This window comes from Mycobacterium sp. D16R24 (genome assembly GCF_002013385.1).
Lineage (GTDB): Bacteria > Actinomycetota > Actinomycetes > Mycobacteriales > Mycobacteriaceae > Mycobacterium.
This window is the reverse complement of record NZ_MAEV01000026.1, coordinates 78,962-100,189: the sequence shown is the minus strand read 5'-3', so window position 1 is coordinate 100,189 and position 21,228 is coordinate 78,962. Positions and strand designations below refer to the sequence as shown.

The following is a 21,228-nucleotide window of genomic DNA, read 5'->3' as shown; positions in this document are numbered from 1 at the left end:
TTCAGTATGCCGGGCGCTCGTGCGTAGACAACTGGGTGAGTATGCCTTCGGCACTGCGGACCGCGGCCAGACACAGCCGACTGGTGAACGGATCATTGAGCGGATACGCGGCCCGCGCCCGCCAGCGTCCCACCGCATCGAGGGCCGCACGCCGCGGATCTGGGCGCGTCTCGTCCAGACCCAATCGAGCAGCGGCATCGGTGCCGGACGCCCCCAGCAGCCTGCGAATGAGCACCGTCTCGTGTTCGGTGAGCGTGGTGGTCCGCGACGAGAGCTCCGCCAGCAGCCGCAGCTCGTCGAAGGCGTGCGTGTCTGCGAGCAGCGGATCGATGTCGTCGATGACCTGGCGCCCGCCCTGGACCGGATGAGCGGTCAGTACCTGGCGAGCCGACAGCAGGGCGGTATGCGATTTGAGGATGCCCGCGCGCTGACCGAACCGATTCGCGATGATGTTGTACAGCTCCACCAGGCCGCTGCGTTCGAGGAGTTCCTCGGCCAGCCCGGTCGCGGTGATCTCGGCGGCGCCTCCGACCCGAATGACGGCCACCGCGATCCGGATACCGAACATGCCAAACCGATGCAGCAGCGCGGCCCGGGTCTGCGCGTCGACCGGCAGCGAATCATCTTCACGCACAAACCTGTCCACCGACAGCAGGGCCTTGGCAAGCATCTGCGGATCCACTTCGGCCAGCTTCTGCAGCGCGATGAACTCCGCCTGTCGCAGGGTACGCGCGGTCAGCGCCAGCAGACCCGCGACCGGCACAACGGCCTGACAGATTCCGGTGCGTTCCATCTCTGCGGCGAACCGGGCGGCCACCTCGCGCGCGGACAACATCGCATCGAGCCGCCCCACCCCAATCTCGTCGGCACGCGAGACCACGCCGACCACCCCGACAGCTCCCCCACGCTCCCCACCGACCAGCTTGCCGATCTGGGTCAGCAAGCCGATATCGGCGGCGTTCAGGCTGCGCAGCAGAAATATCACCGCATCGACCCGTGGCACACCGTCTTCGGGCACCAACAGCGCCAGGCTGCGTGCGGAGACATCGGTAGACAGCGACGATGTCCCCGGGGTATCGATGAGGGTAATCTCATTCAATTCCGGTGCGGGCCAATGGACATCAAGGTCGGACACCGAGGCCGGGTCGAGCCGGTCAAGCACGAAGGAAAGGCCCCCGTCACGACGAATCGGAATGTCCTGGCGTGCGCCGCTGTACAGATTGGCAGTGACCTGCGGGGCAGCGCCGTGGCGAAACCACGCCACGATTCGGGTGGCCTCAGTGGCGTCCGTGGGTGCGATGTCTTCTCCGACAAGCGCATTGACCAGCGTGGACTTACCGGCGTTGAGGGTTCCCGCGATGGCAACCCGGAGCGGTTCGTCGAGCCTGGCGGCGATGTGCCTGAGTTCCTCATGCGGCTCGACCACCCGCGCGTACCGCGGATCGCCCTGGTAGGCGCGCATCGCGTCACCGATGATGACGCGAGCCAGATCAACGCTGCTCATGTCGACGGCCGCAGCCCTTCCAGCCCCTCAAGATGGGTGCCGACCTGGCGAAGGATATGCAATTGGCGCTCCACCTCGCGGGTGCGTGCATCGCGATCCTCTGCCTCCAGCCGTGCCGACGCGATGGCGGCCTGCAGCGATTCGTTGAGCGAGCGCGTGGTCTGATTGGCTATGTCGCGGAAGTGATCCCGAAGCTGGCGCTGTACCAGCCGCAGCCGGTCCCGCGACTCCTTGAGCACCACAAAGGACACGTCATCGAGGAAACGGCGGACGTTGGTCTTGGCCTCGCCCCGGATGCGCAGCATCCGATTCTCCATGTCTTCGTTGTAGGTCTTCTTTCCCAGCATCGCGCCGGCTCCCAGCGAGATCAGGTTGAACATGCCGAGCCCGGCGACGGTGGTCAGCATGCCGAACATGATGACGCCACCGTAAGACCCGCGCAGTCCGGTGACCGCCTTGTGCCCCAGTTTGATCGGCTTGGCCTCCAGCTTCGACAGCGAGTTCAGGTCGCTCAGATCCGCGCCCATCTCGCTGGCCCGCAGGCGTGGCATCTTCACCGAGTCCAGGCCGGCGGTGGCGAAGGTCTCAGCCACCTGGGCAGCCAGGTGCATCGCCCGCTGGTGCGCCCAGACGAAGTTATTTCCCACCGAATTGGCCACGGCCTGTTCGAGTTTGGCGCCAACCTCGGCCCAGTTCTTAGTGGGGTCGGTGCGGTCGATAACCTCTTCTGTCCGCTGCAGGATGCGCCGGAATCGTGATTGCAGATCATGTTCGACATCGGTCGACACATCGGTGATGCCATCGCCGAGGACCTGCTGCCAGAGCGCAGTGTGGGCCAGCGCTTCCTCGGCTTCACGCTTGCGCCGTTCCAGATCCGAGGTGAGCTCATCGCGGCTCTTCGGGTCCTGCAATGCACTGAGTTCGGCATCCAGGGTGAGCGTGAGATGTTCCGCCGCCGAGCCGATCTCGGCCACGGCCTGCCGCCGCGTGTTGGCTTGCTGGTCTGCGATGGCATTGCTCAGGAAGGTCACCAACGCGGGGAAGTTCGACTCCGCGTTGAGCTCCTTGTCGTTGAGCTGCAACGCATGCGAGCGCAGCGCCGACGACACCGTGATGGCGGGAACGGTGACCTTGGCGCGCTGCAGATGTGCGGAGTTGGCGGCCACCACAGACCGCCAGTGCGGGTACAGATCGGTCTTGGTGTTGACGATCGCCGCGACGGGGCACAGGTCGAGCGCCTGCTGGATGAAGACCAGTTCGGGTTCGGTGAATTCGGAACTGAGGTCGCTGACCATGAGCATGACGTCGGCGTCGGGCAACAGTCCGAGCGTGCTCGACAGGTGCGGCTGACCGAAACCGCCGACCCCGGGTGTATCTACGAGGCACAGACCGCTTTTGAGCATCGGGCTGGCGACCTTGACTTCCACCCGCAGCACCTCGCGGCCGTGGGCCTGCGGTGCCCGCTTGAGGTCCTTGCCGATATCGGCCACCGGAATCGGGATGATCTCGGGCTCCCCGGCCAGCCCGCCGCCGTCGTACTGTTCGGCGGGGGCCACCACCAGCGCGGCCGAGGGCTGTTCGCCGTAGCTGATAACGGTTGTCACCGAAGTGGTTTCGTCATCACCCACGCGCGCGACCGGCATGTTGAGCAGCGAGTTCACCAGCTGACTCTTGCCCTGCTTGAGTTGTCCGGCCACTACTACGCTCAGCGGACGGTCCACGAGAAGTTGGTCCACGCGGTCCAAGCGGTCGATCAGGTCGCCCCGATCGTTCTCGCCCGCGATCTTGCGCACGTGCCCCAGCAGCTCGTTGACGAGCGCAAGCTGCTGCTGGCCATCTTGTGCGGTGTCAGACACGGCTCCCTAACCCTTCTCGCTGGAAATTCTTCATTACTGTGCCATTTCTTCGGGCCGACACAGGTCGATCCGGCATCCGTGCGGATGCCCCGCACCGTTCTGGTGCGGGGCATCACAGCCGGACGGGAGTCCGGACAACCTAGTGGTGCTCGGTTCCCGGCAGGGTGGTGTGGTCGGCGGCCGACGCGTGACCCTGGGCCTGCGCCTGGGCCTCGAATCCGGTACCGGCCGCGCCATGCGAGCCCAGCGAGGAGTTGAACGACTCGTTCATCGAGGAGCTGTGTGATGCGTTGAGCGGGCTGCTCAGCGAGTCGTTGATGGCACTGCTGTGCGAGTTGCTCACCGCGGTGCTGCTGGATGCGGAGTGCGAGGTGTTCAGCGAATCGTTGATCGCGTTGGTGTGCGAGTTGCTCAACGAGGTGCCGGTGTGCGCCTGGTTGTTGGACGCGATATCGGTGTTCACCTTGTTGTGCGACGCGATATCGGTGTTGGTGCTGGTCTGGTTGTGCGAGCCGATATCCGTCTGCGTCTTCACCTGGTTGTGCGAGGCGATATCGGTGTGGGTGGTGTTACCCGAGCCGATGTTCGTCGAGCGATCGGTGTTGAACGAATCGTTGATGTTGGTGGTGTTGCGCTGTGAATGATCGTCGACGACGGTCACGCTCTTGTCGATGCCGGCCGAGCCGTGCCCGCTGACGTTGGTGTAGTCGCCGCCGACCCGAGTGTCGCTCTGGTCCACGTTGACCTTGCCGCCGTGGTCGGCGTTGATGATGTTGCTGTCACGCACATCACCATTGACCGCGGTGGAGCCCTTGCCGGAGGCGATGGGACCGGAGTTGCTTCCGCCCACGGCCACCGCACCGTCGCCGATGGCGTTGGTGTCGCGGTTGCCGAACTGCAGATCGCCGAAGTTCAGGTCCAGCAGCGGTCCGCGGTTGAAGCTGTCCACGTTCCCGCTCGGGCTCATGACCTGGTTACCGCTCGCGATGGGGTTGTGGCTCGCGAACTCGGTGTCGTTGTGGCTCATGAAGTCGTTGTTGCGGGGGCTGAAGTTGTCCCGGGGGCTCAGCAGCGACGGCGACAGGATGCTCGGGGCATCGGGCTGCGCGGCGTAGTAGTTCTGCAGGTTGCCCGACAGGTCGTTCATCGGGCTGCCGGTGTTGACCCACTGCGACTGGTAGCCGTAGTTGGAGGCCACCGACTCGGCGACGACCGGCATGACCGCACCCACCTGCGCGGCGGTGACGGCCGACAGCCCGGCGTTGGCCAAAGAGGTCTGCGGGTCGGCGACGTAGCTTGCGGCCTGCACCGGGTCGCGGAAGAGGTTGAGGATGAAGTCGATGATGGACATTTTGATTACTCCTAAAGGTCTCTCAGTTGTCGGAGTCAACCGGGCCTGTCCGGTCGAACTGAATACAAACCTACGAACCTGCAAGCGCCCTGAAAACGGGAGAACTTCCCCTTCTACTCCGACCCCCCACGGGGGTTCGGGACCATCCCCATTAGGGGATTAGGGGGTGCCTAGGGGGCAGGGTGCGCCGGCCACCCGCCACCGGCATAAGCACCCGCTTCTCACTGCCAAAAACTCAGCGGTTGTAGCCCTCCGAGCTGCGGAGACACTGTAATTACTATCCAACTTAGTAATTATCTACTATCTTCCCTAGTAGTTAATTACTAAGTTGAATAGTAGGTCGAAAGAGGGAAACTGTGCGGCGAAGCGACAACCGTCAGCGTGATATCTGGATCGCCGGGATCTTGGGGGTACTGATCATCGGGCTGGCCACGTACCTGTTCTTCGATCACAGCAGCGCGAGCACCGCGTCGGTCGACTCCCCCGCGGCCACCAGCCACCACAACAGCCTGGCTCGGCTGCACACGGATGATCCGATGGCACTCGGCCCTGTCGATGCGCCGGCAGTGCTGATCATCTACTCGGATTACCGCTGCCCCTTCTGCGCGAAGTTCAGCCGGGACACCGAACCACAACTCGTCGAGCGTTACGTCAAGACCGGGAAACTGCGGATCGAATGGCGCGATCTCCCGATCTTCGGCACACAATCGGCGCAGGCCGCCAAGGCCGGTCGAGCAGCAGCTGAACAAGGCAAGTTCTGGGAGTTCAACCGGACTGTGTATCGGCATGCGCCGGATCGCGGCCATGCCGAGCTGACCGACGATGTCCTTCTCGAACGGGCTCGCGAAGCCGGAGTTGCAGATCTGCCCCGCTTCCAGGCAGCGCTCGCGGGCGATCGGCTGCTGCCCGCAGTGCAACAAGACATCCAGGAAGCGGTCGCGATCGGCGCGGCCTCTACACCCGTGTTCGTGATCAACGACAAGCCCGTGGTCGGTGCGCAGCCCTTGGACGTCTTCGTATCGGTCATCGAGCAGGCTCAGCGGTGATCGATGTCGGAGTCCTCGGCGCCCTGCTCGGTGGGGTTCTGACGTTGGTCAGCCCATGCTCAGCGATGCTCCTGCCGTCGTTCTTCGCGTACTCCTTCGACCGAGCCGGACTGCTCCTGAGCAGGACCGGGCTCTTCTACCTGGGGATGCTGACGGTACTGGTGCCATTAGGAGCGGGAGTGGGCGCGATCGGCGCGTTACTTACCGAATACCGCTCCCAGGTGACAACGGCCGGAGGCCTGCTGATGATCGCACTCGGCGTGGCGATCATCGCCGGGTTCGGCTTCCACATCGGCTCGGCCGCGCGTGCGGCGGCTCGCCTCGATCTATCCTCGGGCCTGTCAGTCCTGATGCTCGGCACCGTGTATGCGCTCGCGGGATTCTGCTCCGGGCCGATACTCGGAAGCGTGTTGACGGTGGCCGCTATCGGCTCCAGCCCGGTCTATGGCGCACTGCTTATGTCGCTGTACTCACTGGGAATGGCGGCGCCCTTGTTCGTACTGGCATTCGCCTGGGGGCGATTGGGGCTGTCGAACCGACGTTGGGTCCGGGGCAGCGAGATCCGAATCGGACGGTTCCGGACTCACTCCACCAACCTCGTCTCCGGCGGGATGTTCATCGTGATCGGAGTATTTTTCGTCGCCACCGACGGGACGGCCGCACTGGGCGGGATCACCGGCAGCGATACTCAGTTCGACATCCAGGCGCGGCTGCAAGATCTCACCTCCGGCCTGCCGAACGCTGCCGCGGTGCTCGGGATCGCCTGTATCGCATTCGTAGTAGTCCTGATACGCCTGCTGCGTCCCCGCGCCACTGCGGCGAGCGGCGCCCGAAAGCGAAGTGACAGAACGAGGGAGGACGCCGATGACCGCGCCTAGACAGAAGGAGACGGCTGGTGCGTGACATGTTCGGCCTCGGCGAGCGGGAGGCGACGATCATGGAGGTGTTGTGGTCCGTGTCTGAGCCAGCGACTGTCCGTGATGTCCTGGATCGGCTGGACCGCCCCCTGGCATACACGACGGTCATGACGGTCCTCGACAACCTCCACAACAAGGGGCACGTCACACGCGAGAAGGTCGGGCGGGCGTTCCGCTACCGAGCGGCAGAAACGCGCGAGGCTGCGGCGGCGCGCATGGTCCGGGAAGTCTTGGCCGCCAGCGGTGATGCCGAAGGGGTTCTCTTACACTTCGCCGGATCTGCCTCAGCCGAGGAATCCACGGTGCTACGCAGGATCCTCCGCCGAGGGGGCCTGACATGACCGTCGCCCTGGTGTTGATGACAAGTGCCGCCCTCATTGGTGTCGCAGGACCGGCATGCCTGCGACCGACCGTGCGTCCTACGTTGCTGCCCGCCGCCGTGCTGGCGGCCTGGCTCGGAGCCTTGATGGCCTTCCTTGTACTCACGGCGTTGTCCGCGATGTTGCTGCTCTTCCCTCACGTACTGGATACCAGGGGTGTCACGACTCTCGTGGGCGGGTGCCTGAGCGGATCCATCCCGCACTCATCCTTCGGAACCCTTGTTCAGCTGGGGATCTCGCTGCTGCCGCTGACGATCCTGGCTCGGGTCGCGGTCGTGGCGATTCGAAGTCTGCGGGCCGCTCGCCGGCACCGCGCCCGTCACTTCTGGATGCTGCGAGCGGCGACATGTCGCTCGGGGCAAGTTCATTGGATCGACGATCCCCGGCCGATCGCCTACAGCCTCGGTGGCTCTCGCGGAGCGGTGGTAGTCACTGACGGCCTCCGCCGCCTCGGCGAACAACAGTGCGCGGCAGTGATCGAGCACGAGTTGGCACATATCCGCGGTAGGCACCACGTGGCCGTGCTGTGCGCCGATATCGCAGCGGCGGCGCTTCCGATACTGCCGTTGATGCGCCGCGCACCAGGAATGGTCAGGCTGATGGTGGAGCTGGCGGCCGACGATACGGCGGCGCGAGCTCACGGGCCACGTACTGTGCGCGCCGCACTCCTGGCAATGAGCAAGTCAGGTGTGGCGGTGCGTGGTGCCCTGAACATGTCCAGCGAATCGGTGGCGGTGCGGCTCATCTGGCTGCGGGCTCAGGGAGCCACCACCCGCACACCGATAGGGCGGGGCCGGCTAACGCTCGGCTTCGCATTGCTTCCGACAACTCTCGCGGGCGCCGCACTGGTCTTGCTGTTCAGGGCGTACTGCACGTTCTGACACCCCGCGGCGCCGCACTACGCCGATCGGCTCAACGAGGAGAATTCATGAACATTCGGCGCGTCGGTCCGATCGCGCGATGGGTCATTCCCACGGGCGCCCGCCTTGTGTTTGGAGTCATCTTCCTCTTGGAGGGAACCCAGAAGATCTTTGGCTGGTGGAGCGGATCACCCACCGGTTCCGGCCACCCCGAGCCCTTCCTGAACTGGCCGTACTGGTGGGCGGGCGTGTTCGAGCTGACACTCGGGGTCCTGCTGACGGTGGGACTGTGGACTCGCGTGTCCGCAGTCCTCGCGGCGGGAATGATGGCCTACGCATACTTCTTCGAGCACCTGCCGGTGCATTGGGAGCCTATGCAAAACGGCGGGGCCTTCGCGGTCACGTTCTGCTGGGGGTTCCTACTCCTGGCGCTCACGACGGATGACGCCCGGCTATCGCTCGACCGCGTGCTCATGCGGCGCGCCCGGTGCTAGAACTGGTCGATTCCCGGATTGTGATCGGTTCCGGGGTGATGCCCAAGATCTCCGTGATCGAAGAACGGATCCTGTAGACCCGCATCGCCGGAACCGCCGGCCCCCAGTTCGGACCCGAAATGCGCAGGCTCGAACCCCGCTGCGTCCACTCCTGACGGGGCGTGCAACGGAGCCTGGAACTGGTCGATCGCAGCGACTGCACTGTCGGCCGGTGGACTGAACTGATCGGGAACGGTGATCGCGTCCTGACGAACGGCCTGGTCCGATACCGCACTGGTCGCGGCATGCAGGCCCGCATCCAGGCTCGGGTCATGCGTCGGCGCGGTGAACGGTGAATCGAACGCCTGGAAGGCACTGGTCGCGGCACCACTCGCCCAGATGTTGTCGGCTGGAATCGCCGTATGCACCGCGTGCGTCAGATCGGCCGCAGCCGGGTTCGCGGCGAACTGCGAGGCCTGTGTTCCCAGGGCGGCCGGTATCGACTCGCTGACCACCGGGATCAGCGCGGAGACATCCGCGGGCTGGACTCCGTCCAGGTGCGCATCGGCAATGACCTGTTCGGGATTGGCCGCGTATTGCGCAGCCATGTCCTGGTCACGCACCAGCGCCATGACGAAATCCAACAGGTTATTGCCCATGTCTGCGATGGTAGGAGCCACCCTGAGCCCCGGCTACGGGGCGCGACCCGTTTCCCACCGACACCCATTGGGGGACGCGCGTTAGGGGATGTGTCGTCATTAGGGGGTGTGACGACCGTCATCCCCTACTGTTGGGCTGCGGGGTGAAACACCACAGCGCCGCACAACGAACGGATAGGTATGGCCAACGCACTGGGACTGTCGATCGGCGCCACTCAACTGGTCGCGACACCCGACGACCCGCAGAGCCAACCCGTCGTGCGCAGTTCGATCCTCACCCTGCATGAGGACAGTCAGCCCGAGGTTGGGGTCCCCAGCCATCCAGGGTTGACGCTCACCGGATTCGTCGGCAGGGTCGGCGACCCCGTCGGCATCGTGGCGGCGGACGGATCGGTGCACCGGGCCGAATGGGCACTCACCGAGGCAATGCGCGTATTGATCGCCGACGCGGCCTCCGCTGCCGAATTCACCGCGCCTCCGGTGCTGTCCGCCTCGGTCCCCGCCCATTGGAGCCCGCAGACGGTCAGCACGCTGCGGGACGCGATCGACCGCGTTCCCGCCCTCGCTCCGGGCGGCCGCCAGCTGAAGTTGATCCCCGATGCGCGCGCCGCGCTCGAATCACTGGCGGCCGGACCCGGGGTGCCCGACCGCGGCGTCGTGGTGGTGTGCGATCTCGGCGGCTCGGGCAGCAGCATCACCCTTGCCGATGCGGCGCGCGGATTCCAGCAGATCGGGCAGACCGTCCGATTCGCCGAGTTCTCCGGTCAGCAGATCGACCAGATGCTGCTGACGCAGGTGCTCACCGGTCTGAATCAGGATCCGGAGGGCACCACGTCGGTGGGCGCGCTGACGAGGCTGCGCGAGCAGTGCCGTCTGGCCAAGGAGCGACTCTCCGGCGAGACCGCGACCACGGTGCCGGTCGAGCTTCCCGGGATTACCACGGATGTCCGGCTCACTCGAACCGAGCTTGAGGACCACCTGCGTGGACCGTTGTCCAACCTGATCAACGCCATTCAGGACACCGTGGAGCGCAACGGAATTCATCCGGCGAATATCAATGCCGTCGCCTCGGTGGGCGGTGGTGCGAGCATTCCCCTTGTCACCCAACAGCTTTCCGAGCGGATGCGGGTGCCGGTCATCACCGGGCCCCAGCCACAGCTTGCGGCCGCGCGTGGGGTGGCCCTGCTTGCCACCCGGCCCGATCTACCCCCGCAGGACGCCACCGCGATGCGGCCGGTCGAGCAACCACCGGGCGACGCCACCATGATGCGCCCGGCGCCGACCGGCACCGGAACCTTCGCCGCCCCGGTGGCCGCGGCCGCCAACGAAACACCGGAATTAGCCTGGTCTCAAGACGATTCAGCCCCCGACCTCGCCCCACTGCAAGAGACCGGCTACCAGAGCGGGTATGACACCGGATACACCGTCGACCTCGACGATGAGTACCACGGCCCCATCGAACCCACTACCGCACGCCCCGAGCTTCAGTTCAGTCATGAACCGTATGCGGCCGATAATGACTACGACGACTACCCGCCGCTGCCGTGGTACCGCCGCCCTCTGGTCTGGTTCATCGCGGCGGCCGCCGTGGCCGGTATCGCCTTCACCGGAATGATGGTGTCGTTGACCAGCAATGAATCACCGGCTCCAGCCCCGACGACACCCAGTGTGAGCGTGGTGCCGAGCACGGGTGATGCCCCGCCCGAGCCACCTCCGTCGCCAGAGCCTCCGCCACCGCCGCAGACCCACACCGTGACGCAGTCGGTGCAACCACCGCCGCCATCGCCGGAGCCTCCTCCGCCACCGCCCACCACCACAACGACCACCACGACGACACCGCCGACCACCACCACCACCACGACGACGACGACGACGACGACGACGACGACGACGACAACTACCACCACGACACCACCGACGACGACCACCACCCAGCCGACGACCACGACGCAGCCCGTCTCTACGTCGACACCCCGCCCGGCGATCACGATCCCGGGCTTGCCCCCGATCCCGATCGGTCCGCGCAACTGAACGCCCCTCGGGACAACGGGACATCCGGGACATTCGGAGGAATCGCCTCGGCGATAACGACTATCACGCAGGCGTTATCCGCCGGCGGCGCCGTGAAGGTGCTCATCACCGGCACGGCGGGCAGCGGCAAATCGTCGATCCTGTCTCGGGTTCGGGATGTCTTGAGCAACAACGGTTCAGCGCCGGTCAACCATGTCCCCGAGACGGCGCCCGGCGGGAAAGTCGGCCCATTCGTCATCGACGATGCCCACTGTCTGACCGACCGCCAGCTCGACACCCTGCGCGCTGTCGTGGAGACCGATCCGGCGGCAATCGTGGTCGTGGCCGCGACACCCCGGCGCAATCCGGCCCTTCGCGCCCTCTTTCAGGCCTTGGAGCGCGAGTCACTCTCCATCACGCTCGACCCTGTGACCACGGGTGATATCACCCGGCTTTCGCCTCGCTCGGCTGCTTTTGCCGAGGAGATCGCCGCCGCCACCGGCGGTGTGCTGGCGCTGACGGCAGCAGCCATCGATCATCTGAGCGAGGCAGATCCACTCGAATCGGCACTGCATGCGATCGATACCCGCATTGACGAACACCTGCGCCGACTATCGCCGCCGGCCCAGGCCGCCGTGCTGCTGATGTCCCTGGACCCCGGCATAGGGGCCTCCGATATCGCTGCAGCACTTACGCTTTCCGATGCCGAAGACCTGGTTGACGAGGCACTGGCGAGCGGACTGGTGCCCGGCCCCGGTCAGATCGCATTCGCGTCGAGAGTGCACGCGTGCTCCGCACGACTACTCGGAGCGGCACGGCATCTCGATCTTGAGCGATCACTGCTGCGCACTCAGCTGGACATCGGTTCGGTGTCCGCCGACTTGGCCCTGGCCCTGGTAGCGCACGGCCTGCGTGATCCGGCGATTGCTGGACTGTTAGCAGACTGGGCGGCAACCGAATCCGATCCCTTCAGCGCCGCCGATCTGTACCGGGCCGCCCTGGCAGCAGGCGCCGAGCCGGGCCCGCTCCGAGTGCCGCTGGCCGAGTCCCTGGCTCGCGCGGGTGACCTGGCGGCGGCCGCCGCGCAGGCCGACGAGGTGCTCACCGCCACCGACCCGCGACATCGCGCGGCAGCCGTGCGTATCGCGGCGGCCATCGCATGCCATAACGGAGACTCTGGTCAGGCCGCCGCCTTCTACGATTGGCTGGGTTCGGATCTGGACAGCCAGACGGCCCTGTCCGCCGCGCCTGTTTTCGTCGGCACCGGCCAGTTGGTGCGTGCGCGGAAAGCATTGGAAGACAACGTAGGAGCGCCACCGACGACATCGGCCACTGCGACACGAAACGCAGCACTGGGGGTCATCGCCTCTGTTGAGGACCGGAGCCAGGAGGCACTGTCCCTGCTGGGACAGGCCGTCACACAGCAGCCATCAACGTCTTCCTTCACCCCGGACAGCACCGTGGCCCTCGCGGCGTTGACCATGCTGCACGGCGGCGGCACGGCACGTGCCCGCAGCATTCTCAGCGGAGCGATCCGCACCGACCTGCCGCATGATGTCTTCGCGGTGCGGCACCGGCTGCTCGCGGCCTGGATCGCCATGTTGTCCGGCGACCTGAGCGGAGCCACCCAATGGCTGCCCGGGGCCGAAGCCGAGCTCTCCCGCCGCGACCGCCTGTTCGCCGAATCGCTACGGACGGGCATCGCCCGCCGTCACGGAGACACCGGTCCACTGCGTCAGCATTGGCAGGCCTCCATGGATGCTTTGTCGGCGTATTCGATCGACCTCTACACGCTGCTGCCCGTCGGTGAGCTCTGGGTGGCCGCGGCTCGGCTGCGCACCCTGGACGCGATGGCGCACCACGTCGACCGCGCCTTCGCGGTTCTGGCGCAGCTCGGCGATCCCATCGCCTGGTCCGCGCCACTGCGGTGGGCAGGCGTGCACGCGGCGATCCTGACCAATTCACCCGAGAGTCTCGCCCCGCACGGACAGGCGCTTGCCGCGGCCGCGGGATCCAGTCCGTATGCGCGCACGCTGGCGACCGCCGGGCGTACCTGGCTGCGGGTGCTGGCCGATCAGGTGGACGGCGCGGAGGTGGACGGCGCCGCACGGATGCTGGCCGACGCCGGTCTGGGCTGGGATGCCACCCGCCTGGCCAGCCAGGCCGCGCTGCACGCGAACGACCCGAAGGTGGCCGCCGCGATGCTCGCGCTGGCCCGCGACCTGCGGGCACCGTCGGCCGCGACCGACAGCCCCGACAGGGCCGCCCCGTCCTCCTCGGCTCCCCAATCGCCGACGTCGACGCGGCTCTCCGATCGCGAGCGCGAGGTTGCCGAGCTGCTGCTACGAGGCCTTCCCTATCGCGATATCGGTGCGCAGCTGTTCATTTCAGCGAAGACGGTCGAGCATCACGTCGCGCGCATTCGGCGGCGACTCGGCGCCGAGTCGCGCTCGGACATGTTCTCGATGCTGCGCGCGATTTTGGTGACATAAGTGCGAGAAAGTTCACCCATTGGGCGGGTTAGGTAAGCCTGACTAGGACTTTCGACCCTGTCAATGCGACGATGGCCGGGCATCGGACATAAGTTACCCGCGAGTAACATTACACGTGTTACTGACGAGTAACTTCTCGGGACCGGGAGGTCAGCACCACCGTGAGTACCGCGACGATCATTCTCGGAGTCATCGGCGTCACCTACAGCCTGGTTGCCTGGGGCTCGTTCTTCGGCGGCGTCGTCAAAATGCTCCGTGTCATCCTCTCCGGTCAGCCGGACGGGACGCGCTGGCGCCCCATCGTCCCCCGCGTCAAGACCGTCATCGTCGAGGTGGTCGCACATACCCGGATGAACAAATTCCGCACCGTCGGCTGGGCGCACTGGCTGGTGATGGTCGGCTTCCTGGGCGGCTTCCTGCACTACTTCGAGTCCTACGGGCAGACCTTCAACCCCGAATTCCACTGGCCTTTCTTTGGCGCCAGTTTCGCCTGGGAAGTCTGGATCGAGTTCCTCGGTGTCGGCACCATCATCGGCATTGTCACGATGATCGTCATCCGGCAGCTCAACCACCCGCGCAAGCCCGAGCGGTTGTCGCGTTTCGGCGGCTCCAACTTCATCGCCGCGTACACCATCGAAATGGTTGTGCTCAGCGAGGGCCTGGGCATGCTGCTGGTGAAGTCCGCCAAGATCGCGACCTATCACCACACCAACCCGTATTCGGATCCTGTCAGCTCGCAGTTGGCGAAGCTGCTGCCGGAAAGCCCCCTGTTGGTGTCGGCATTCTCACTCTCCGTCATGTTCTTCGGCGGACTGTTCCTGCTTCTGGTCGGCCGCAACCTGGTCTGGGGCGTCGCATGGCACCGCTTCGCGGCCTTCTTCAACATCTACTTCAAGCGCAATGCCGACGGCAGCGTCGCGCTCGGCGCCGCCAAGCCGATGATGTCCGGCGGCAAGGTGCTGGAAATGGAGAGCGCCGACCCCGATGTCGACGCCTTCGGAGCCGGCAAGGTCGAGGACTTCAGCTGGAAGGACCTGCTGGACATCACGACGTGTACCGAGTGCGGTCGCTGCCAGAGCCAGTGCCCCGCCTGGAACACCGGCAAGCCGCTGTCCCCCAAGCTGCTGATCACCTCGCTGCGCGACCACACCTACGCCAAGGCGCCGTACCTGCTCGCCGGTGAGGACAAGTCCAAGCTGAGTGAGGCCGAGATCGCCGAGGGCGAGCGTCAGCTGGTCGGCGGCGAGGGTGCCGTGATCGATCACGAGGTGCTGTGGAGCTGCACCACCTGCGGCGCGTGCGTCGAGCAGTGCCCCGTGGATATCGAGCACGTGGACCACATCATCGACATGCGCCGCTACCAGGTGCTCATCGAATCCGAATTCCCCGGCGAGCTCGCGGGCCTGTTCAAGAACCTGGAGAACAAGGGCAATCCGTGGGGCCAGAATTCCAAGGACCGCCTCAACTGGATTGACGAGGTCGACTTCGACATCCCGGTCTTCGGTCAGGACGTCGATAGCTTCGCCGACTTCGAATACTTGTTCTGGGTGGGCTGCGCGGGTGCCTACGAGGACCGTGCGAAGAAGACCACCAAGGCCGTCGCCGAGCTGCTCGCGCTCGCCGGAACCAAGTTCCTGGTGCTCGGCGCGGACGAGACGTGTACGGGTGACTCCGCCCGGCGCGCCGGAAACGAGTTCCTGTTCCAGCAACTGGCCATGCAGAACATCGAGCTGCTCAATTCAGTGTTCGATGGCGTGGAGCAGAAGCAGCGCAAGATCGTGGTGACCTGTGCGCACTGCTTCAACGCGCTCGGCAATGAGTACCCGCAGGTCGGTGGCGACTACCAGGTGGTGCACCACACGCAGCTGTTGAACCGGTTGGTGCGCGACAAGAAGCTGGTGCCCATCGCACCGGTCTCACAAGATGTCACCTACCACGACCCGTGCTACCTGGGTCGCCACAACAAGGTGTACACGGCCCCGCGTGAGCTGATCGGCGCCTCGGGTGCCGCGCTGACTGAAATGCCAAGGCACGGAGAGCGTTCCATGTGCTGTGGGGCCGGCGGCGCCCGCATGTGGATGGAAGAGCAGCTGGGCAAGCGCATCAACATGGATCGCGTCGACGAGGCCCTGGCCACGCCCGCCTCCAAGATCGCGACCGGCTGCCCGTTCTGCCGCGTGATGCTGACCGACGGCGTGACCGCCCGCGAAGATTCCGCGGCCGTGGAGGTCGTCGACGTCGCGCAGCTGCTGCTCGAATCCGTGGGCCGCACCGATGAGATCCGGAAGGCTTTGCCTGCCAAGGGAACTGCCGCTGCTGCCGCAGCCGAGAGGGCCGCCACCAAGGCCGCGGAGCCAGAAGCTGTTGTCGCCGAAGAAGAAGCGCCGACGGCCGAAACCGTTCAGTCCTCCGCACCCACGGCCGACGCCAAGCCCATCACCGGGCTGGGCGTGGCGGGTGGCGCCAAGCGCCCAGGAGCCAAGAAAGCGACCCCCCCGGCCGCTACCGAAACACCGGCTGCAGCAGCCGCTCCCGTCAAGGGACTCGGCATGGCAGGCGGCGCCAAGCGCCCAGGAGCCAAGAAGGCCACCGCTTCGGCCCCCGCCGCCGAAGCCGCTGCTCCCGCACCCGCCGCTCCCGCTGCGGCCGTACCACCGGTCAAGGGACTCGGCATGGCAGGCGGCGCCAAGCGCCCCGGTGCCAAGAAGGCCACCGCTTCGGCCCCCGCCGCCGAAGCCGCTGCTCCCGCAGCAGCCGAGCCCGCGGAGCCACCGGCCGCAGCTGCCACCCCCGCACCGCCCGTCAAGGGTTTGGGCATGGCCACCGGCGCGAAGCGTCCCGGCGCCAAGAAGGCGGCCCCCGCAGTGGCTCCTGTGGCACCGGCTGCCGAGCCGACGTCCGAACCTGAGGCGGCGACACCGTCAGCACCCGCGCAAGCAGCGGCCCCCGCCACGCCGGAGCCTCCGGTGAAGGGCCTCGGCATTGCCACGGGTGCGCGACGTCCTGGAGCCAAGAAGGCGGCTCCTGCCGCGGCCACCCCGGCGCCGGAGCCCGAGCAGCCCGCATCCACCCCCGAACCCGCCGCCGCGGCCCCGAAGGAAGAGGCCCCCGAGGCCAACACCGCCCCGGAGCCGCCGGTGAAGGGCCTGGGTATGGCCCCGGGAGCACGCCGTCCAGGCCGCCGAAATTAGATATTGGCTGGACAGCAATGCCACCATTGAGACCGTGAGTACCGATAACTTGCCGACTGACGTGCCCCCGCGCGCGCCCAGCCTGTCGCCGCGGCAGCATCAGCGGGTCTTTGCGCAGTCCACCAAGCTGCAAGACGTCCTGTACGAAATCAGGGGTCCGGTACACGCTCACGCTGCCCGGCTGGAGGCCGAGGGGCACCGCATCCTCAAGCTCAACATCGGCAACCCGGCGCCATTCGGGTTCGAAGCGCCCGATGTCATCATGCGCGACATCATCCAGGCGCTCCCCTACGCGCAGGGGTACTCCGATTCCAAGGGCATCCTGCCCGCGCGGCGCGCGGTGGTGACCCGCTATGAACTGGTCGAGGGGTTCCCGTACCTTGACGTCGACGACGTCTTTTTGGGCAACGGAGTATCCGAGCTCATCACCATGACCACCCAGGCACTGCTCGACAACGGCGACCAGGTGCTCATCCCGGCCCCCGACTACCCGCTGTGGACCGCAGCGACCTCGTTGGCCGGCGGCACCGCGGTGCATTACCTGTGCGATGAGACCAACGGCTGGATGCCGGATATCGAGGATCTGGAATCCAAGATCACCGAGCGCACCAAGGCCCTGGTCATCATCAACCCGAACAACCCCACCGGCGCCGTGTACACCCGCGAAATCCTCACCAAGATGGTGGAACTGGCGCGCAAGCATCAGCTGCTGCTGCTGGCCGACGAGATCTACGACAAGATCCTCTACGACGATGCCGAGCACATCAGCGTCGCATCGCTGGCCCCGGATCTGCTGTGCTTCACCTTCAATGGCCTGTCGAAGGCATACCGGGTGGCGGGCTACCGGTCGGCCTGGCTGGCCATCACCGGGCCCAAGGATCACGCCGCCAGCCTCCTGGAGGGCGTCAATCTCCTGGCCAACATGCGTCTATGTCCGAATGTGCCCGCCCAGCACGCGATTCAGGTTGCACTCGGCGGGCATCAAAGCATCGACGACCTGGTGTTGCCGGGCGGTCGCCTGCTGGAGCAACGCGACGTGGCCTGGACCAAGCTCAACGAGATTCCCGGTGTCTCGTGCGTCAAGCCGAAGGGCGCGCTCTACGCGTTCCCGCGCCTGGACCCCGAGGTGCACGAGATCCACGATGATGACCAGCTCGTCCTGGACCTGCTCCTCAACGAGAAGATCCTGCTGACGCAAGGCACGGGCTTCAATTGGCCTGAACCCGATCATCTTCGGATCGTCACGTTGCCATGGGCCCGCGACCTGGCGGTCGCCATCGAGCGGCTGGGCAACTTCCTGGCAAGCTACCGCCAGTAACGTTCCCTGGGCGTCCGTCAGGAGGCGTGCGGTAGCTCTTCCACACGCTTGCCGAGGCAGAACACACGCCATCCGGCGTTGACCCAGTTGGCGGCGTCCAGGCAATTGCGGCCGTCCACAATGACTTTGGTGCGCACCACCTTGGCGAGCTCATCAGGATCGTAGTCGACGAACTCCTGCCATTCGGTGAGCAGCAGCACGGCATCGGCACGGTCGGCGGCCTCCAGCACCGAGGTGGCGTAGTTCAGCGTCGGGAACAACCGGCGTGAATTGTCCAGGGCCTTCGGGTCGTACACGTTGACTGCCGCTCCATTGAGCTGTAGCAGACCGGCGACATTGAGTGCCGGCGAATCGCGCACGTCATCGGACTCCGGCTTGAACGCCGCACCCAGCACCGCAATGTTGGCGCCGAGCAGCGATCCACCGCAGGCCTTCGTGGCGAGTTCCACCATCCGGGTGCGGCGGCGCATGTTGATGCTGTCGACCTCACGCAGGAAGGTCAGGGCATGGCTGGCGCCCAGCTCACCCGCGCGGGCCATGAAGGCCCGGATGTCCTTGGGCAGGCACCCGCCGCCGAAACCCAAGCCCGCGTTGAGGAATCGCCGACCGATACGCGGGTCGTATCCGAGCGCATCCGCCAGGGTGGTCACATCGGCGCCCACCGCCTCGCACACCTCCGAGATGGCATTGATGAAGGAGATCTTGGTCGCCAGGAAGGCATTGGCCGAAACCTTTACCAACTCAGCGGTTTCCAAGTCGGTGACCAGGAAAGGAACTTCTTCATCAAGGATCGGCCGGTACAGCTCGCGGACGAGCTTCTCGGCGCGGTCCGAGTTCTGCTGCACACCCAGCACGATGCGGTCCGGGTGCAGGGTGTCCTTGACGGCAAAGCCTTCGCGCAGGAACTCGGGGTTCCAGGCCACCTCGACATCAACACCCTCGGCCGCGAATCCGGCTGCCCGCTGGCCCAGTTCGCGTGCGGTACCCACCGGAACGGTCGACTTGCCGATGATGACCGCCGTCCGTGAAAGCAGCGGGACCAGCGTGTCGATCACCGCATGGACGTGAGTCAGGTCCGCACCGTATTCACCCTTCTTCTGCGGGGTACCGACGCCCATAAAATGCACATCGGCGAATTCGGCCGCCTCGGCATAGCTCGTGGTGAAGCGCAGTCGGCCGGATTCGATGTTGCTCTGCAAGATCTTTCGCAGGCCGGGCTCATAGAACGGGATGTCGCCGCCCGAGAGCTTGGCGACCTTGCCTGGGTCAATGTCGACCCCGAGCACCTCGTGGCCAAGCTCGGCCATGCAGGCCGCATGGGTGGCGCCGAGGTATCCGGTTCCGAAAACGGTGCATCTCATACTGCCTATATAGGCCGCCAGGGTTAGCAACCTGGATACGCCGCACCATCGGTGTCCTAACGCCGGGTGTACGGCGAAAAGCATTGTGAATCAGGGATTAATGCCCGCCAAACGGCCAGGGGAATCCCGAGTTCGAACCGCCGCCGGATCCTCCCGATCCACCGCCGTGAGAGCCATTATTGCCGCCCCAACCACCACGCGAGCCACTGTCCGAGCCACCACGCGAACTTCCGCTGTCGCCCCAACCACCACGCGAGCCACTGTCCGAGCCACCACGCGAACTTCCGCTGTCGCCCCAACCACCACGCGAGCCACCACGCGAACTTCCGTCGTCGCCCCAACCACCACGACCCGAACCGCCACGCGATCCACTGTGGGAACCGCTGTCGGAGTCGCCGCCCCCGATCGGCGGCAGGCCCGGAATCGAGATAATCGGCGGCTGCTGAGTCTGGGCAGGAGGCGTGTACGTCGGACGGTTGCGATCCGGCCACCACGGATTCTCCTGGCGCCTCGGCTGCTCCCACACCGGCGGGAACAACGGAATCGGCACCGGCACGATGGCGGGCGGCGGCGCGACGGGCGCGGGCTCCTCCGGAGCGGGAGCCGGCGCGGCGGGCGGCGGAGGTGCCTCCGGTGCGGGTGCCTGCGGCGCGGGCTGAGCAGGTGCGGGGGCCGCGGGCTTGGCGGCCACCGGCGCGGGGTTGTGCTGCGGCGCCGGAGCCACCACCACCTGTTGCACCGGAGCGGGCGCGGCAGGCGCGGGCGCCTCCACCACGGGTGCCGCGGGGGGTTGCTTGGGGGCCTCGGGCGGCAGGGCGTTCTGCACCGGGTTCTGCACGACCGCGCGGTCCGGTGAGGACGGCCCCTGGTCCACCGTGGAGCGCACCGTCACTGTCAGCGAGACGGCAAGCGCTATCGAACAGATGCCGAACACCAACAGCAGCGGCGCACCCACCAGGAGGAACGGTTTGCGTTCGGCGGGTTGGTCATCGAAGTCCTCGTACTCGTGCAGGTCGGTCTGCGCTTCCCCCGGCCCGCTGGCGCCCTCGGTGACCGCTCCGGGATGCGCGAAGCCCGTTCCGGTGGGCCCTTCGAGCGAGTAGGCCTGCCCCAGCAGCGCGGTGCTGGCCTCGAAATCCGGTTCCTGCGCCGACGCCAGCGCGGCACCACGGGCCAGCGCCAGCTCGGGCTGGTCCGGGGAATTCACCGGTAGCGAGATCGCCTCGCCCAGCGGATCGGTGAGATCGGAGACATCGGTGCCCAGGCCCAGCAAGAACACCCCATCGGGTGCGTTCTCGTGACCCTTGAGCGGATTCACCAGGCTTGCCAACACCCCGGGGGTAACGCCGGTGATGAGCGGCTCGCTGGCCAGACCGACGATCGAGCCGTCGGCGGAGTCCACCACCGCGAGCGTCGCGTTCTCCGGCTCGATGACCAGCAGTGCCGATTTGTCGTACCCGGTGACATTGCTGGCCGCCTTGGCCAGCGCACCGCCGGCATGCAGCGCGGAGAAGAATCCGACACCGTCGATCCCGCGGCTGGCCAGGGAGTCGCGTAGCTCGGCGGCTTCGGCGTGATCGCTCCACACCACTCCGGTGGACACCAGATGATGGCCGCCGTCGAGCATGCCGTCCCGGGTGCCCACGATGGCGGAAAGCACCTGTTCGGAGGCGGAGCCTTCGCCGTCGGACACGATGATGGTGTCGGTGTCGACGATCCTGCCGTCCGCACCCGCGCCCTCGACCAGTACCAGCCGGGCAGTCGTCGGTGTCATAGAGACACCAAGTACGACGTCCACGTCAGATCCTCC

At 66.1% G+C, this 21,228-nt stretch carries 15 protein-coding genes; 9 read left to right on the top strand and 6 right to left on the bottom strand.

All coding sequences use genetic code 11. From position 1 onward, the window contains the following. Nucleotide 1 precedes the first annotated feature (1 nt). The 3 genes from B4383_RS21240 to B4383_RS21230 all read right to left on the bottom strand — a co-directional run bounded on the left by B4383_RS21240 (nt 2) and on the right by B4383_RS21230 (nt 4,711). Nucleotides 2-1,504, bottom strand: a complete 1,503-nt coding sequence (locus B4383_RS21240; protein ID WP_078293160.1) for a dynamin family protein — start codon at nt 1,502-1,504, stop codon at nt 2-4. Then, nucleotides 1,501-3,360, bottom strand: a complete 1,860-nt coding sequence (locus tag B4383_RS21235; protein ID WP_078293159.1) for a dynamin-like GTPase family protein — start codon at nt 3,358-3,360, stop codon at nt 1,501-1,503. Before B4383_RS21235 ends, B4383_RS21240 begins: the two co-directional genes overlap by 4 nt. Before the next feature lie 139 nt (nt 3,361-3,499). Further along, nucleotides 3,500-4,711, bottom strand: a complete 1,212-nt coding sequence (locus B4383_RS21230; RefSeq protein WP_078293158.1) for an IniB N-terminal domain-containing protein — start codon at nt 4,709-4,711, stop codon at nt 3,500-3,502. A 356-nt stretch (nt 4,712-5,067) separates the two neighbouring features. On the opposite strand from B4383_RS21230, the gene B4383_RS21225 reads away from it, so the two are divergent. From B4383_RS21225 to B4383_RS21205, 5 genes are read left to right on the top strand one after another with little or no spacing between them, the layout of a single operon-like run. Beyond that, a complete protein-coding gene (locus tag B4383_RS21225; protein WP_078293157.1) occupies nt 5,068-5,757 on the top strand; it encodes a thioredoxin domain-containing protein in 690 nt (229 codons plus the stop codon). Further along, nucleotides 5,754-6,635 (top strand): cytochrome c biogenesis CcdA family protein, encoded by an 882-nt coding sequence (locus B4383_RS21220; RefSeq protein WP_078293156.1) that lies wholly within the window; start codon nt 5,754-5,756, stop codon nt 6,633-6,635. The genes B4383_RS21225 and B4383_RS21220 overlap by 4 nt, the downstream gene beginning before the upstream one ends. Nucleotides 6,636-6,652: 17 nt before the next feature. Then, complete coding sequence (locus B4383_RS21215; protein ID WP_139360955.1) at nt 6,653-7,015, top strand: BlaI/MecI/CopY family transcriptional regulator; 363 nt, start codon at nt 6,653-6,655, stop codon at nt 7,013-7,015. Then, on the top strand, nt 7,012-7,935 hold the full coding sequence (locus B4383_RS21210) for a M56 family metallopeptidase (protein ID WP_078293155.1): 924 nt from the start codon (nt 7,012-7,014) through the stop codon (nt 7,933-7,935). The genes B4383_RS21215 and B4383_RS21210 overlap by 4 nt, the downstream gene beginning before the upstream one ends. 47 nt (nt 7,936-7,982) lie before the next feature. Then, the gene (locus B4383_RS21205; protein WP_078293154.1) at nt 7,983-8,408 is read left to right on the top strand and encodes a DoxX family protein; all 426 of its coding nucleotides are present in this window, start codon (nt 7,983-7,985) and stop codon (nt 8,406-8,408) included. Here B4383_RS21205 and B4383_RS21200 read toward each other — a convergent pair. Next, on the bottom strand, nt 8,405-9,046 hold the full coding sequence (locus B4383_RS21200; RefSeq protein ID WP_078293153.1) for an IniB N-terminal domain-containing protein: 642 nt from the start codon (nt 9,044-9,046) through the stop codon (nt 8,405-8,407). The two genes, B4383_RS21205 and B4383_RS21200, sit on opposite strands and share 4 nt — an antisense overlap. 180 nt (nt 9,047-9,226) lie before the next feature. On the opposite strand from B4383_RS21200, the gene B4383_RS21195 reads away from it, so the two are divergent. The 4 genes from B4383_RS21195 (at nt 9,227) to B4383_RS21180 (ending at nt 18,057) form a co-directional block, all read left to right on the top strand. After that, nucleotides 9,227-11,077, top strand: coding sequence for an Hsp70 family protein (locus B4383_RS21195; RefSeq protein ID WP_078293152.1), 1,851 nt, complete (start codon nt 9,227-9,229; stop codon nt 11,075-11,077). A 62-nt stretch (nt 11,078-11,139) separates the two neighbouring features. Then, on the top strand, nt 11,140-13,548 hold the full coding sequence (gene iniR / locus B4383_RS21190) for an isoniazid response ATPase/transcriptional regulator IniR (RefSeq protein ID WP_217697269.1): 2,409 nt from the start codon (nt 11,140-11,142) through the stop codon (nt 13,546-13,548). A gap of 161 nt (nt 13,549-13,709) precedes the next feature. Then, nucleotides 13,710-16,739, top strand: a complete 3,030-nt coding sequence (locus tag B4383_RS21185) for a (Fe-S)-binding protein (protein ID WP_078293150.1) — start codon at nt 13,710-13,712, stop codon at nt 16,737-16,739. Between the two features lie 7 nt (nt 16,740-16,746). Beyond that, entirely contained in the window at nt 16,747-18,057 is a 1,311-nt protein-coding gene (locus tag B4383_RS21180; protein ID WP_078293149.1) for a pyridoxal phosphate-dependent aminotransferase, read from the top strand. Nucleotides 18,058-18,074: 17 nt separating this feature from the next. On the opposite strand, the gene B4383_RS21175 is transcribed toward B4383_RS21180, so the two are convergent. Both B4383_RS21175 and B4383_RS21170 read right to left on the bottom strand, forming a co-directional pair. Then, on the bottom strand, nt 18,075-19,418 hold the full coding sequence (locus B4383_RS21175; protein WP_078293148.1) for a UDP-glucose/GDP-mannose dehydrogenase family protein: 1,344 nt from the start codon (nt 19,416-19,418) through the stop codon (nt 18,075-18,077). Between the two features lie 97 nt (nt 19,419-19,515). Next, nucleotides 19,516-21,216 (bottom strand): hypothetical protein, encoded by a 1,701-nt coding sequence (locus B4383_RS21170; RefSeq protein WP_078293147.1) that lies wholly within the window; start codon nt 21,214-21,216, stop codon nt 19,516-19,518. Nucleotides 21,217-21,228: the final 12 nt, after the last annotated feature.

Excerpts from the sequence above, each read along its gene's own strand:
- B4383_RS21200 (WP_078293153.1), bottom strand. The coding sequence starts at position 9,046 with ATGGGCAATAACCTGTTGGATTTCGTCATGGCGCTGGTGCGTGACCAG.
- B4383_RS21240 (WP_078293160.1), bottom strand. The coding sequence starts at position 1,504 with ATGAGCAGCGTTGATCTGGCTCGCGTCATCATCGGTGACGCGATGCGC.
- B4383_RS21210 (WP_078293155.1), top strand. The coding sequence starts at position 7,012 with ATGACCGTCGCCCTGGTGTTGATGACAAGTGCCGCCCTCATTGGTGTC.
- B4383_RS21205 (WP_078293154.1), top strand. The coding sequence starts at position 7,983 with ATGAACATTCGGCGCGTCGGTCCGATCGCGCGATGGGTCATTCCCACG.
- B4383_RS21195 (WP_078293152.1), top strand. The coding sequence starts at position 9,227 with ATGGCCAACGCACTGGGACTGTCGATCGGCGCCACTCAACTGGTCGCG.
- B4383_RS21230 (WP_078293158.1), bottom strand. The coding sequence starts at position 4,711 with ATGTCCATCATCGACTTCATCCTCAACCTCTTCCGCGACCCGGTGCAG.
- B4383_RS21175 (WP_078293148.1), bottom strand. The coding sequence starts at position 19,418 with ATGAGATGCACCGTTTTCGGAACCGGATACCTCGGCGCCACCCATGCG.